This window comes from Paenibacillus amylolyticus, assembly GCF_036894225.1.
GTDB lineage: Bacteria > Bacillota > Bacilli > Paenibacillales > Paenibacillaceae > Paenibacillus > Paenibacillus amylolyticus.
Map to the genome: position 1 here is coordinate 4,936,794 of NZ_CP145892.1, position 14,923 is coordinate 4,951,716.

Genomic DNA, 14,923 nt, shown 5'->3' on the forward strand with positions numbered 1-14,923 from the left:
TTATTATAGCTTCCATAGGGGGGTGTCAATGAACAATTTCAATAGATTCATAATATTTTTCTTCTGAGATATGCTTACGAAAAAGTTTCAACGTTTCGGCCGCCAATATCTTTTGCAACTACTTTATTTTCTGGGAGGAAAATGATGATGTTCAATGTACGCTTGTCGATCAAAAAAGCATGGGCTTCATTCCTGGTTATTACATTATTGCTGCCTTTACTTGTAGGATTATGGCCATCCAATGTCTATGCTGCATCTAACAATGAAGGAAAAATATCTATAACCGCAGATGATGAGTTCACACTTTTTATAAACGGCAGACAGACGGGAAAAGGCACCGACTGGGCCAAAGCCTATACGTTCCCTGTGCCGATTCAATCTGGCATCAATGTGATTGCGGTTCAAGCGAAGGATATAGGCCTCTATGCGGGACTGCTGGCAGACCTTAGCTACGGAGATGAGAATCTGGTTACGGATTTCAACTGGAAAGTATCTGAACGATATATCGAAGGTTGGGAGCAACCCAAATTCGATGATTCGTCATGGTCACGTGCTACTGATTTCGGACGGTATGGCAGTGATCCTTGGAAACAGATTAGTGGCATGCCAGAGGAGACCAGTGCACGCTGGATCTGGGCAGGCAAGACCAATGTGAATGCTCCAGTTTCAGAAGCATATTTTCGAATCTCATTTAACGTCTCCGAAGATGGACTGGCTATTAGCAACCCCATTTCTTCTTCAGGTCAATTCGAGCAAGTCGATTATCAGTTAAAACCAACCCAACCCATGCCTGCTTCCATGGTGAAGAGACTTCCCGTGGTAAATGCCGTCTTTGAAACGGTGGAAGAGAAAGGTTCTATAGAACTTAGCACCCAAGAGGCTGCCCAGATCGGTAATAACCTAGCTCCTGGTCAGATCTTTCTCGATCAGTCCTCTGCCCGGGCTATCAAAGTTACAAGCGTCAATAGAAGCTCTGGTGGTATGCGGGTAGATTACACCACTCCGGGTGTGGAGGAATTGTTCGATTACTATGATATTCCCGAGCAGGAGGTCTCGTTCGAAGAGCGTAATATCGTCATGCCTGATCCTGAGATGGTATTGGATAGCAAGGAATGGCTTGTTCAGGAAACCCCTTCCTTGTTAGAGACCGATATAACTGACGATGCTGAAATGCGACAGTTCAACATCGACAACACGATTCAAAATGATTTAGATGCAAATATGGACACTGTTGCGGATGCAGAAACAATGGATATCGCTTCCACGGATATCGCACCCATGGATCTGAATGATGTGATTCGTGCTGCTGGAGCAGGTGATTTTGCCAATTGCAAAAAATCCGGCAATGAGTTTGTCTGTGATTTCAAGAAGGTACTTGTAAATCAACAAAATGCAAACGGTAACAAAGTGTTCGTTGAAGCAGGTGGCAAGCTCACCTTGATTGCACCCAAAGTTACGGGGAAATACGGATTTTGGGGAAAATATGATCTGAAATTTACTGCTGGTGAGAAAGCCAATATCTATATCAAAGGTGATGCCAAGTTCAAAAAAGAAGTCAAAGTTCCAATCATGGGCTTCAACGTTGGTGCTGGCAATCTCGGAGCCGTATCTGTCGGCGTTTTTCTGGTCATTGGTATTGACGGCAACGTCACCTTTGAATTTCAGGTCGATCAGGGATACACGGTTACCGCGGGAGTCAAAGGGAAGACACGTGTCTTTATTCCCGTGAAGATCCAGCCTTACAGCAATGTGAACAGATATCTTACGGTAACCCATAAAATTGAAGGACAGATCACTGCTTGGGCAGGAGCCAAAGCGGAAGTCGGTCTGAAAATTGCCGGCAAAAAAATACTTGAGGTAAGTGTTTTTGCCGGCATTGAAGGCACAGGGAAATGGACAAGCAGCAATAATGTGCCCAGTACCATGTCTCTAAAGATTGATGCTCTCGTCAAAGGAGAAGGAGCTGTATTTAATAAATCCTTCAAACTCTTCGAGTTGCGCTGGAATTTGGTGAATCTGGTGAAAACCCCTACCAATCCGGGAACCGGACAGAACCTGGCACGAAATGCTGCCATAACGGTAACTTCCACCTATCCCGGGTATTCAGCAGCCCGAATCAATGACGGGGATCGTAACACGGCCTTGGGGGAAAGTTATAGCTGGGCCAATAACCGTAATTCCTCACTTCCCCAATATGTCGTCATTGATTTGCCGGCATCGAGTTCAATCCAGCGAATTGATCTGTATACCACACAGGGATACCCGCTTGCCAATTATGATCTGCAATACTGGAATGGCTCAAATTGGGTGAATCTTGTACAGATTACAGGCAATCAAGAGTTAACGCGTTCACACACATTTTCAGCAGTCAGTACCTCCAAGATCCGTGTCGTAGCGAGTAAAGGTCCTTCGCATCAGCCAACCTATGTGCGAATCAATGAGCTTGAAATCTATTAAAACAGCATACCCAAAAAGCCTCAGCCCCTGGTTACACAGGATGGCTGAGGCTTTCTTGACATCTGTTTAGTATACGGATACTGGATTAACTACCTCTGCACCCTCGGGTGAAGTCAGTCTGTCCTTCATCAACAGACTGATGAACAATCCCAGCAAACCCAGTGCAGCAATTACTGCGGCATACAAAGGCACTGAGATAAGTCCCGTATGCGTAATTGCATACCCACCCATATAGGCACCAGCGGCATTTCCCAGGTTAAATGCCGAATGACTTGAGGTTGTCGCAAGTAGCGGTGCTTCACGAGTCATATTCATAATCCGAATCTGAAGTCCCGGCATAATACCAAAAGCGGCAACCCCCCAGAAAAATATCGTGAGCACTGCTAGATACGGATTCTCCAGTGTCAGCGTGAGCACTGCCAGAAGAACAGCAAGGATACCAAAGTTGACGATTAACGAAGGCATCAGCTTCCAGTCTGCCAGACGGCCGCCAACCAAATTGCCCAAGGTTACACCGAAGCCAAACAACACCAGAATCCAGGTCACACTTTGCTCCGCAAAGCCGCTAATATCCACAAGCATCGGCGTAATATAGGTGAAGACTGTAAACAAACTTCCGCACCCCAACGCCCCAATAAGCAGAACCAGCAACACTTGTGGACGAACCAGATTCCGAAATTGCTGTCCGAGGTTCGCTGGTGCTCCTTGCGGGAGGATGGGAATGAAACGAATGATACCAATCAAAGAAACGATGCCCAAGATCGTAATCGCCCCGAAAGATGACCGCCATCCGAGCTGTTGCCCGATAAATGTACCAAACGGAACGCCAATAATGTTGGCAATCGTTAGCCCTGCGAGAACAACCGATACCGCTCCTGCCCTTCTCTCGGGCGCAACAAGCCGCGTCGCCATGATTGAACCTACACCAAGGAACGTACCATGAGCAAATGCCGTTAAGATCCGTGCTGAGATTAGCAACCCGTAAGTAGGAGCAATGACAGACAATGCGTTACCGATAATGAAAATGCACATCAGCAGCACCAGCAGTTTTTTCTGCGGAATCTTGTGTGTAAATACGGTCAATATCGGCGCACCTACCGCTACACCAAGCGCATATCCCGTAATGAGTTGCCCAGCCTGCGGAATGCTTACATTCAGGTCTGTTGCCACATTGGGCAGCAGACCCATAATAATAAATTCAGTCATACCAATCGCAAAAGCTCCTATCGTCAGAAATAACAGGGATAATGGAAACGCCCCTCGTTTACCTGACGGTGAAACCTGTGGTTGTACTGTGTGTCCAATCGTGCTCATAGATGTTCTCTTCTCCTGTCTCTTAATCAACGATTTTCTGTCGCCTTCAACCACAAGGCATCTGTTAGTTGTTCGAACGTTCCACGCATAGCCAGCTTGTCCCGCCAGTGTGCCGGAATACCACTCAATCCATAATAAGCACCTGCGATCTGCCCATACACCGCACCTGTAGTGTCCGCATCATCACCCAGATTAACAGCTAACAACGCGCCTTCTTCAAAGCTTGATGACTTATGAAACGCCCATAGTGCTGCTTCAAGTGAACGAACCACATAGCCGCTGCCCTTAATTTCCGGCGGTTCTTTGCTCTGATAGGAACCCATAACAACCTCTTCAATAGCAGGCGAAAAAGTAGGTTCTTCCCTCCACTGTCTGCATGTCTCCGGCATCAGCATGACGCTCTTGTCCGCTCCGCGCAGACCGGCAACAATTATGGCGGCCAGCACTTCACATGCTTCCACGCTTTCCGTTGCAGCATGTGTTGTCCGGGAGCTCAGCCCAGCATAGTGGACCGCCTCGTTTGGTTGATTAGCGTAAGCCATCACGACAGGTGCAAGCCTCATGATAGAGCCATTGCCCGCCGTCATCGGGTCGGTTGATCCGCTGTAAGCTTCTCCAGTTATCTCAAACCTCTCCAAGGCACTTCGCGTGGCCCCGCCGATATCAAAGCAATCGCCTGTGCTGCTCATATACCCGACCTTGTACCAATTGGTGTATCTGCGCATCTGATCCGCAGGATCAAAGTCTGTCTTACGTACCAGACTTTCTGCCAGACACAGAGCCATGGATGTATCATCTGTCCACTGCCCTGCCTCCAGCCCGAATACGCCGCCACCCACGATATCCGTTACGGGTTCAAATGCGCCCGGGCTACTGAATTCCACGGTAGTTCCCAACGCATCACCCGCTGCAAGCCCGATGAAGCAGCCATTGAAACGGTCCTTTTGCAACATGCTTATCTTCCTCCCTTACTCCATATACTTTTACAATCTTTCTTCCATTCTCCCACAGGGCCTGATCTGGCGTAAAGCTAATAAAATCCAATAAATTCAGCTCCATTTCTTCTATTATAAAAGTGTCGAAAGCTGTTGAACGGCCAGACTATCCAATTTTCATAAAAAAAGTTTTATTTTTTTGAGCTGTAAAAACAGTTTATTCAGTACACCGCTTACATGCAAAAGGGTTAACGGTTTGCAACGTTCATCATTTTCTGAAAACAAATCATACATGTGAAAATTTTCAATGTAAACAATCATGACGCGCTTGACCCTTTGGTTTGTCCTATGTTACGGTTTTATTAGCTTCAAACGCATATTTTTTCCCAAATTAATATTCGTTTTCGGTGTATTGCGTCAACTAATATCCCGCAGGTTAATGAATACAGGGAATGAATTTGCAGAAAATTTTCACTTTTTATCCCCAAACTAATTCTGAAACAGGAGGAACAAATTTATGATTAAGGCACTGGTGTTTGATTTCGACGGAACGATTATTGATACAGAGACAGCATGGTATATTGCTTTTCGTGATGCTTACAAGGAACACGGCGTAGATTTAACCCTGGAGATGTATTCACAATGCATCGGTACCAGTCTGAAAACATTTAATCCATATGAGTACCTCATCACAGATTTGAATCTTCCGATCGATCGGGAAGAGTTCAGGGAATCCGTTCAGTTGCAGCACGCTGCATTGATGAACAAAGAAAAGGTGCGTCCTGGTATTCAGGAATATCTTGAACAAGCACGTGAAGCCGGACTGAAACTCGCTGTAGCATCCAGCTCCAAACGGGAGTGGGTTGAACAACATCTGGAACAACTGAAACTGAAAGATTATTTTGAAGTCATTCGTACGGCAGATGATGTTGCAAATGTGAAGCCTGACCCGGAACTCTATACTCAAGCACTTGAAGCCCTTGGAGTAACTGCAGACGAAGCCGTAGCGATTGAGGATTCACCTAACGGCGCGCGTGCAGCTGCTGCGGCTGGTATGCACTGCGTAGTCATATCGAATACCATCACAGGAACACTGGAATTCGATATGCCTCACCAACGGCTGTCTTGCTTGACTGACCTTACATTTAACGATTTGATTTCGAAGCCACTCGTCACTACCGTCTAAGGTCTGCACGAATTTCGCGATTTAATCCTTAAAGGGGGAGTTCACACATGAAAGCTGTACATTTTGGTGCGGGCAATATAGGCCGCGGTTTTATCGGTCATATGTTGTCCGCTTCCGACTACGAAGTCTGCTTTGTCGCACGTAACCCGAAGAAAATCTCCATGCTTCAAGAGAGACAGGAATATCCGATTACACTTGCCAATAGAGATCAGGACACTACGATTGTCAACAACGTGACGGCTATCAATGTGAATGAGCAGAATCTCGTTGCTGAAGAGATCGCTTCAGCCGATGTGATCACAACCGCGGTGGGTGTATCTGCACTCGGAGATATCGCCGAACCGATCGCCAAAGGCATTCAACTTCGCATGAAAAACGATAATCAGGCTCCACTGCATATTATCGCTTGCGAAAATGCCATCGGTGGTAGCACCAGGCTGAAGAAACGCATTTATCCATTTTTGGATGAACAAACTCGCAAAAAAGCCGAACGTTATGTTTCTTTCCCCAATGCAGCTGTGGACCGGATTGTTCCGGCTCAAAACCACAAAGACCCGCTGCAGGTCACTGTTGAACCTTTTTACGAATGGGTCGTTCATCGTCCAGCACTTCTGGATGGATTTAAGAAAATAGATGGCGTCCACTATGTGGATTCGCTTGAACCTTATATCGAGCGTAAAATGTTTACGGTCAATACAGGCCATTGTGTCGCCGCATACTTCGGCTATCTCGAAGGATTCAAGACGATCCGCCAGGTGATGAGTAATTCCACCCTTCGAGCCAAAGTGCGCCATGTTATGGAAGAGACCGGTCAGATGCTTATCCAGAAGCACGGATTCAACGCTCAGAAGCATAACAAATATATCGACACCATACTGGAACGCTTCGCCAATCCCAACCTGACGGATCAGGTCACCAGGGTCGGACGTTCCCCCCTTCGCAAGCTTTCGCCTCATGATCGGCTTGTTCGCCCAGCGCTGCAGGCCAGTGAATTCGGAATTGAAATTCCTCATTTAACTTCTGCTATGGCGGCCGCAATGCTGTTTAATGACAAACGCGACGAGGAAGCCATGAAGCTACAACACATGATTCGCGAAGATGGCGTCTCCGCCTTCATCCGTGAACGCATGGGAATTCCCGACGAACATCCCGTTCATCAGAATGTAATCGCCCGTTATCAGGAACTCAGAGGGCGCAAGGAATCGACCATACTAACCTGAGTAACGGATCAGGGCATGGGTTCGATCCTGCAAACTGAATAGAAGCACGGCCAAGAAGCCGGGAGGAACCTATGCAGCAGCATCGCTCCTTCCGGCTATTTGTCTATGCACGGCACGGTACATCTATCTATATTGTAGTAACGTTAATAAAACAGCGCATCTCCTCTCTCAAGGAAACACGCTGTTTAGGGAATCTTTTTAATTTAATTTTCTACTCATTCATAATGGAATTGAGGGATGCATATGCCATGGGCAGGAAACCTTCCGAAGGTTCACCAATAGGCGCTTGGATGTGGAAAATGAAACCATTGCCGTCCAGTTCTTTGACAATAAAGTACTCTGTTTTCTTATCATTCTGGGACATCATGTATAATCTTGCATCCTTCATCGGGCCGTTGCTGAGTTGTTCAGCCGTTAACTGCTTCACTTCTCCGGTCTCGGACAACTCTTCCTTGGCATCCATCTTCAACGTATCCAGATTGTAATTCGCCGGCAGCTTCTCAATCTCTACCTCATAATCCGGATCAATCTTCATTGTTAATTCATGGTCTTCAGCGTCAAAAGCCATCGGTTCAAACACATAAAGTGAATAACCTTTCGCTTGTGCCAATTTCACTGGACGTTTCTCGGTTATTCCTTCTACCGTCACTTCCAGCTCCGATGTCTTCGGACGATCGGACGTTACTGTACCGCCTGCATTGGAACCGTTATTGTCATCACTCGATTCAATCTTTGCAATCTCTGTAAGTACCAACTGTTTCGTTGTTGCATCAATCGTTTTCTCTACATATTTGAAACGAACGGAATCTTCGTCATCGATATCATCCAGAGACTTTTGCATATCTTCGCTCACCTGGAATGACATCGGCTTCTCATTCACTCGAATCTCAACGGTATGCGGATCAGCCCATCCAGTCAGAATACCTTCTGCTTCTATTGCAGCACTTTCATTTGGTTGTTGCTCCGGTGCTGGTGACTGTTCTTCCGTATTATTCACTGTTGGCTGTGCAGCAGGATTACTGTTCCCACAAGCCACAAGCGAGAATCCCATAAGTAAAACCAGGAGTGATGCACTGACTTTCATTGTATTTCCTTTTCGCATATGAACACCTCCGTTAGCTTATACGCAATGATGCTTGTCCATGTTGCTTCTCATCCATTGGCTTGGCTGTATACTAGTACTTACACGGGAGACAGGCAGCTCAATCATGCAAAATATCTGAATCGTTGCTCAGATCCTCTGCTCAGCTGGCCTGATCCATCTGTACCAGTTTGGCATTGGCTCCGTTAAACGCTTTGGTCTGGAGGTTAAATTGCTTTCGGAATTCAGCAAGCTTCGCATATTCGCTATTCCGTACCCGAATGGCTCGCTTAATCTTAACCAGATTAGGTTCTGCACTTTCTCTCATCAGATCATACAACTGCTCATCGGCACTCAGACTCAGCTGATACGAGGCAACAAAATTTTCCAATGCACGTGCTCTAGCTTCATATTGATTCAGCACCTTTTCTGCCTGTGCCAACGTTTCTTCTTTTTCAAATGATAGCTCCTTAAGGGAACTGCGCAAGGCCACCGTCTTCTCGTTGGTCTGTTCCATGGCCTCTTCCGCCTGTTTCAACAACGTTCTTCGTTCATGGATATGATCTGCTGCCTGATCCAGCAGTGCTTCGAGATCACTGTTTTTGTTCTTGCCTTTGTCTAAAATAGACTTGTATAACTTCATATCTTCCTGCTCATGACTGGTCAGCGTCTTCAAACTCTGATCGATCTCCTGACCGCTGAGCACCAATTGGTTTATCTGATTTGCCGCAGGCTCCTGCGGATCTCCACAACCACTCACCAGCAGAATTAGCAATACACTAACTGCCGCAAGCGCCACTTTTTTACTCGTTAGCACCAAAGTCCTTCCTCTCTTGCATCATCTTGTTGTTATATTACAAGCGGGTATCTCCGCTAAAATTGGCTACCCAGTGTGCATCCGGATCGTATACTTCGAACTCGTAACCCCGATCTTCGAGTAACTTCAGAATGCGTGGTAAAGCCTGAACCGTCTGCTCCCGCTCATGCATCAGAATCACTTCCTTATCCCGATGTACACTTTTGCTCACCCGGGCCACAATCTTGTCCGGCTGACCGGGAAGATTCCAATCGAGTGAATCTGTCGTCCAGTCCCACAGTTTGAACCCGGCCGCAGCAATGTCCCCTCTGAACTTTTCACCGATCTGTGGACTGCTGCCATAAGGTGCACGAATCAGATGAGGCGTAAAACCAATCAGGTCCTGCACCATCTTCTGCTCCTTCTTGAATTCTTTCACAAAATTTGCAGAACTGCCGCTCTTATACAGCTTTTTATAGTTATGCGTCATGCTGTGGAGTCCAGGATAACTGCCTTCTTTCAACAGCCGTTTCACTGCTTCTGGATGCTGATTCAACTGACGTCCGATCATAAAAAAGGTAGCCTTCGCCTCATGCTGCTTCAATATATCCAGCAGTTGTTCTGTATATTCAGTTGGCCCATCATCAAACGTTATGTATGCCAATTTGCGAACCTGGCCCTGGAACCGTGCCGGCTCCTCCTTCGCATCCGGAGTAACTTGTATCATGCCGAGCTTGGCCGGCTGTTCGATTACAGTAATCGGAGGCGGCGCCACAACGCTTTTGATCCAATGCGTCATGCCAAAGAATACATATGTAATACCGGTAACGAACAGTACCAAGAGCATTAGAGCTATGATTACCCTTCCATACCGGATTTTTCTTCGTTTATGTGTTTTCGTGCGACTTGTGCTAGGCGGAATACTGCCACGCTCTCCCGCTCTCTCTTGTTGAACTCTCACTGTCATGCCACTTCCTTACTTTCATTTTTTCCCGATTATTGGTATATTATCTCGTTTCATGTCTCTATATAGAAGATTAATAGAAAAATGGATCGGGAGAATGACAGAATAGTTACAAGCCCGGTTACAATCTACTTATCTCTTCGTTCTCTTTATCTTTCCTGCGGTTGTCTTCTCCTGTATAATGAAGTGATTTACGCTATCAGACTTCAAGAAGGAGCTACACCCATGACAAGCTTGAACCGTGCCGGCAGATCCATCTATCTGTTATTCTTTGTCGGCATTATCGCCATTTCTTTCTCTTCGATCTTTGTACGCTGGTCTACCGCAGATGTTGCGGTCATTGCCATGTACCGTCTATTTCTGACCAATCTGCTAATGTTGCCTTTTGTCTGGAAATACAGACATGAGATGATGCGTCTGAGCTTACGGCAGTGGGGCTTGCTGCTTGCATCCGGTGTGATGCTGGCCCTTCATTTCCTGCTCTGGATGGGTTCGCTGCGGCTCACCAGTGTTGCCAGTTCCACAGTTATTCTCGCGCTGGAGCCTATACTGATTCTTGCCGGTTCGGTATGGCTGTTCAAAGCCAAAATTAACCGCATGATGATCATCGGCATGGGCATCGCCCTGCTTGGATCAATCGTCATTGGCGCAGGAGATTTCCAGTTGGCAGGTACTGCCCTGCAAGGTGATGTCCTGTCTTTACTTGGCACAATCGCAGTCGCCGTTCATATGCTGCTGGGTCAATTTTTGCGTGCGGGGCTTAGTGCATTTTCGTATAACTTCTGGGTGTTCTTCGTGGCTGCTTGCACGCTGGCGGTATATAATCTGATCATGGGCCATCCGTTCGGAGGTTACGCTGCGTCAGAGTGGGGAATCTTCCTGCTGCTCGCCATTGTGCCAACGATCTTTGGACATTATCTCTTCAACTGGCTGCTTCAATATATGAATGCCACGACGGTATCCATGGGCGTACTTGGGGAACCCGTATTCTCTTCATTACTGGCCTGGATGCTGCTCGGCGAATCCCTCAGTGCATTACAGATGTCTGCCGGGGTTGTCATTATATTCGGGGTATGGATTTTCATTCGATATGGCAAAACCAAACCTCAACCCATTCCTGCTGATGCTCCTATCGCTGGCAAAGGGCCTGTTGAACCTACCACGGTATAACGTATTTTTTCTTAATGCATAGTAATAAACGACTCTACTACTCTCATAAGGCGGTGTATTTTGATGAAAAATATTGTATCCATGCGCTGGCTGCTCGCCAGAATGTATGAACCGGATGTAGTTATTGCAGATTGCCGATTCTTGCTCGGTCAGCCGGAGACTGGAAGACAAGCCTATGAAGCTGGACATATTCCAGGAGCTGTCTATCTCGATTTGGAAAAAGATCTGTCTTCTCCTGTGTCTGCGCACGGAGGACGTCACCCGCTTCCTGATCCGGCTGTGCTCGCAAGTCGTCTCTCCAAAGCTGGCATCGGCTCCAATAGTCGTATTGTTGCTTATGACGATCAAGGCGGGATGAATGCATCTCGGCTATGGTGGCTGCTTCGCTATATCGGTCATGAACAAGTGTATATCATGGACGAAGGTTTCTCCGCTTGGAAAAACGCCAAATTCCCGGTGACTACGGATGTACCGGTTCAGATCCCATCTTCCTTTGAGGTGAATGTGCAGCCAGCCATGCTGGCAAGTGTTGAAGATGTTCAGCAGGCTTCGGCAAGTGGCAGTGCCATGCTAATTGACTCCCGTGATGCTCGCCGCTATGCAGGTCTGGAGGAACCGATCGATGCCAAGGCCGGACATATTCCGGGTGCAGTGAATTATTTTTGGAAAGATGTGTTGGATTGGGATGGACGTTGGACAGATACTGGGGTGTTAGAAGAGCGTTTCAGTAAGCTGGACAAGGATGGTGCGATTATCGTGTATTGTGGCTCCGGCGTATCAGCCTGCCCAAACGTGATTGCACTGGAAGAAGCGGGATTCTCGAATGTGAAATTGTATTCCGGAAGCTGGAGCGACTGGATTAGTTATGAAGAAAATCCGGTGGCTACTGGTAATGCGGAAGCGGACAAAGACGTATAGCAGTATATCGATTTGAATACATCGCCAGGTGGCTTATCTGCCCCAGCGGTGTATTTTTCTATGTTTGGAGCCAACATCGAGTCAACAACACAACCCAGTAAGTATTTACAAGCATACAGAAGTAGACATTACGTGGCAGCTTTTTTTGATTCATGATAACAAAAAACCGTGATGGACATCTGTCCACCACGGTTGAATAATGAAATCTATTATTGCTTTTTACTTAACGATACATTAGCTGTTAACGTCTTGTCGATCGTCGTCCAGTTGACATAAGCACCTAGTATTTCATTAATAACAGAAACCGGAACTACGGTTTCGCCATTTAAAAGCTTTGGTACGTTACTATTGAATACTAGTTTATCGTTAATTGAATACACATCTGAACCAATTTGAGCACTTATATTTTTCGTGCCTAATTTGATTTGCGTTGTACGCGTCTTATGATCCCATTCTACTGTGCCGCCCAATAGCTCCGAAATGGTTCGAATCGGTACGTAGAACTCATCGTTATGAACAACCGGTTTGATTAACGTACCACCTACGTTCATTGCAACGTCAACATATTCAAGGAAATCGGTCTTTCGAATGAGTCCATGAACCCCTTTTGTTCGGTCTACGACCTGAGATACTTCATAATCCGTTGCGGCCGATAGGTACGCATAAGCTACACTTCTATCCATATCAAGCTTATCAGATAAGAATTGAATCGATTCACGTACTGATTCTTTCATTGCTTCATCCAAATCAGGGTCCAGTCCAATTGGAATCCAATAATCCTCTGTTTCAGCAAAGGGTTGCGTGAATTCTCCACTATGTGGTAGTGATGGATCACCTTTCTTTAACACCGTTAACCGAACTGTCCCCCTTAAGGAAGCTTCCAATGCAGTTAACGCTACTTCTCCATCTCCTTGAGCAAAGTGTGGATCTCCAGTATAGAATAGCCCACCTTTAACTTGAATCGGATAATAAATAGTTGCACCAACACCCAACTCATTAATATCCATATTGCCTCCTGTTTCAATAGGTGGGATAGAACTCACAACTTCACTGGTATTTGGTGCAACCCCCATAACACCTAGAAACGGGTTAATTGGGAAACGTACATTTTTGCCAGCTTTTGTTGGTAATACTCCATACCAATTGCCGTTGATTTCTTCAATAGGCGTAAATATAGATACATTATTATATAATTCTGGTTTTGTTGCGCTAGCTCCCTCTTGTGGGCCTGTATTTTCTGGAAATTCGTTAGGAAGGGCACCTTTACCATGGCGGTTAGAAATGACACCATATGGAACTCGAGTTTGCAGCGAAAGGACTTCTACTTTAAGAACATCTCCTGGCTCCGCTCCCTCAACCGCTACTGGCCCAGTGATAATATGAGGTCCGTCTTTTACATAATCATGCTTAATCGCAGAAGCCGCAATTGCCTTCGCATCATCCAACACTCCATCGGGTGAGATACCGAATTTGCCGAAGTACTCCACTGGATTTCTCCCTTGATCTTCTATCAATCCCTCATGCGATACCGTATCAAATGTTACAGCACTTCCTGATGGCACAGTAAGAATCGGAGAGCTGTCTCGATTAGGCAGTGATCCCCAGCGAATGTTCTCAATCGCAGACGTTACATAATAATCACCTTCTACCTTATCGATAGTTGTTGGTTGCAGTGGCATACTAAAACCCACTGAAGGTAGAGCAAATGTAAGCATACCTATAATCCCTACTGAAACTCCAAATCTCCTAATCGTTCGGTTAATAAACATTACGCTCCCCCTCTGTATTATGTAATATTTTCTGACACAAATAAACACTAACATATAAATACATTTACAACAATATTTTTCGTTAACAAACATAACATTAACGAGCTGCATATCAAGAAAAAACTTATAAATATAAATGATATGTAAGTACACTTAACATTTATAAGTCATATAAAACTTAAATACATTTAGTAAACTTAATGATCCTTCTTCAGCGATTTGAACAAATGAAATAAGTTTTAGGAAAATTATGTATGTATTTCATGTTTCTGAACCCGCCGCAGGAATACTACTGCACTCCGGTTCAGGCTTAATCACCTGTCCGCACGTGATTGCACTGGAAAAAGCGGGATACTCAAATGTGAAGTTGTATTCCGGAAGCTGGAGTTACTGGATTAGTTATGAGGAGAACCCGGTGGCTACCGGGGAAAAATAAAGACTAAAGAGCCCACGTTTTGCGTGGGCTTCTTTGTGCTTCCATTATATCCATACATTTTAGGTGCTTACATCTCCGACTTCTGTAACGTTTAGATTCAGCTTATGTTTTCGGCATACTTCGTAAAAATCTTTTGAAACAATGGGTTTGAAGATATTTATATAATCCAGCATAAAAAATTCATGCTTGCCAATTCGCTCTTCATGAAGGCAGATTCGAGATACAACTTTGACGATCTTACGTGGAGGTTGTTGTACAGATGCAGCAATGACCGCTTTGCGCCCATATTCCGAACGTTCATAATCAAAAACATCCAAACGATCGAGCTGATGTGCAGTCCAATAGGTTTTTTCAACCGCACGACCGTCGTGGTAACACACCGTTGTCGGAATAAACTGTGTATTTGTTTTCGTTTCCTCCAACAGCGTTTTAAAACGATCTGATACGTGTCTCGTTCCTGTGATCGTCTCAAAATAATCTACGTTCAGGTTGCGTACCGTAGACAGTAGCTCAACCTCTGCCGTTGTCCCCTCAGGCAACGGATTCTCTATCGCCAAATAATTCATATCTAATTGGGGAGTGAAAGTTGTTCCGCCACTAATAAACCCTCTACGTGGATATTGAGATTCCAGAAAATAATAGTTCAAAAGAATGATGTCTCCTTTCCAAATAAAGTT

The 14,923-nt window shown here is 45.7% G+C and carries 12 protein-coding genes and 1 pseudogene; 6 read left to right on the forward strand and 7 right to left on the reverse strand.

The genetic code is table 11. The features are described from left to right. The first annotated feature begins 141 nt into the window (after nt 1-141). Entirely contained in the window at nt 142-2,457 is a 2,316-nt protein-coding gene (locus tag V6668_RS21915; protein ID WP_338706669.1) for a hypothetical protein, read from the forward strand. A gap of 66 nt (nt 2,458-2,523) precedes the next feature. On the opposite strand, the gene V6668_RS21920 is transcribed toward V6668_RS21915, so the two are convergent. Continuing rightward, the gene (locus tag V6668_RS21920; protein WP_338706670.1) at nt 2,524-3,771 is read right to left on the reverse strand and encodes an MFS transporter; all 1,248 of its coding nucleotides are present in this window, start codon (nt 3,769-3,771) and stop codon (nt 2,524-2,526) included. Between the two features lie 26 nt (nt 3,772-3,797). Then, nucleotides 3,798-4,724 (reverse strand): ADP-ribosylglycohydrolase family protein, encoded by a 927-nt coding sequence (locus V6668_RS21925; RefSeq protein ID WP_338706671.1) that lies wholly within the window; start codon nt 4,722-4,724, stop codon nt 3,798-3,800. A 499-nt stretch (nt 4,725-5,223) separates the two neighbouring features. Here V6668_RS21925 and V6668_RS21930 point away from each other — a divergent pair, with 499 nt between their 5' ends. Together V6668_RS21930 and V6668_RS21935 are read left to right on the forward strand one after the other, a co-directional pair. Further along, nucleotides 5,224-5,892 (forward strand): HAD family hydrolase, encoded by a 669-nt coding sequence (locus V6668_RS21930; protein ID WP_036615249.1) that lies wholly within the window; start codon nt 5,224-5,226, stop codon nt 5,890-5,892. Between the two features lie 47 nt (nt 5,893-5,939). Then, a complete protein-coding gene (locus V6668_RS21935) occupies nt 5,940-7,112 on the forward strand; it encodes a mannitol-1-phosphate 5-dehydrogenase (protein ID WP_338706672.1) in 1,173 nt (390 codons plus the stop codon). Nucleotides 7,113-7,323: 211 nt separating this feature from the next. On the opposite strand, the gene V6668_RS21940 is transcribed toward V6668_RS21935, so the two are convergent. From V6668_RS21940 to V6668_RS21950, 3 genes are all read right to left on the reverse strand, one after another. Further along, nucleotides 7,324-8,214: a hypothetical protein gene (locus tag V6668_RS21940; protein ID WP_338706673.1), complete on the reverse strand. Its 891-nt coding sequence runs from the start codon at nt 8,212-8,214 to the stop codon at nt 7,324-7,326. Between the two features lie 142 nt (nt 8,215-8,356). Continuing rightward, nucleotides 8,357-9,010, reverse strand: coding sequence for a YkyA family protein (locus tag V6668_RS21945; RefSeq protein WP_338706675.1), 654 nt, complete (start codon nt 9,008-9,010; stop codon nt 8,357-8,359). 37 nt (nt 9,011-9,047) lie between these two features. Continuing rightward, nucleotides 9,048-9,950, reverse strand: a complete 903-nt coding sequence (locus tag V6668_RS21950; RefSeq protein WP_256721299.1) for a polysaccharide deacetylase family protein — start codon at nt 9,948-9,950, stop codon at nt 9,048-9,050. A gap of 228 nt (nt 9,951-10,178) precedes the next feature. On the opposite strand from V6668_RS21950, the gene V6668_RS21955 reads away from it, so the two are divergent. Continuing rightward, a complete protein-coding gene (locus V6668_RS21955) occupies nt 10,179-11,123 on the forward strand; it encodes a DMT family transporter (RefSeq protein WP_076318813.1) in 945 nt (314 codons plus the stop codon). A 63-nt stretch (nt 11,124-11,186) separates the two neighbouring features. Continuing rightward, complete coding sequence (locus V6668_RS21960) at nt 11,187-12,041, forward strand: sulfurtransferase (RefSeq protein WP_338706677.1); 855 nt, start codon at nt 11,187-11,189, stop codon at nt 12,039-12,041. 209 nt (nt 12,042-12,250) lie between these two features. Here the strand turns inward: V6668_RS21960 and V6668_RS21965 are convergent, their stop codons facing one another. Beyond that, nucleotides 12,251-13,810: an acetamidase/formamidase family protein gene (locus V6668_RS21965; RefSeq protein ID WP_338706678.1), complete on the reverse strand. Its 1,560-nt coding sequence runs from the start codon at nt 13,808-13,810 to the stop codon at nt 12,251-12,253. A gap of 295 nt (nt 13,811-14,105) precedes the next feature. On the opposite strand from V6668_RS21965, the pseudogene V6668_RS21970 reads away from it, so the two are divergent. Beyond that, a pseudogene (locus V6668_RS21970) lies at nt 14,106-14,246 on the forward strand (sulfurtransferase); the annotation flags it as partial. Between the two features lie 59 nt (nt 14,247-14,305). Here V6668_RS21970 and V6668_RS21975 read toward each other — a convergent pair. Then, a complete protein-coding gene (locus V6668_RS21975; protein WP_101314974.1) occupies nt 14,306-14,893 on the reverse strand; it encodes an imm11 family protein in 588 nt (195 codons plus the stop codon). Nucleotides 14,894-14,923: the final 30 nt, after the last annotated feature.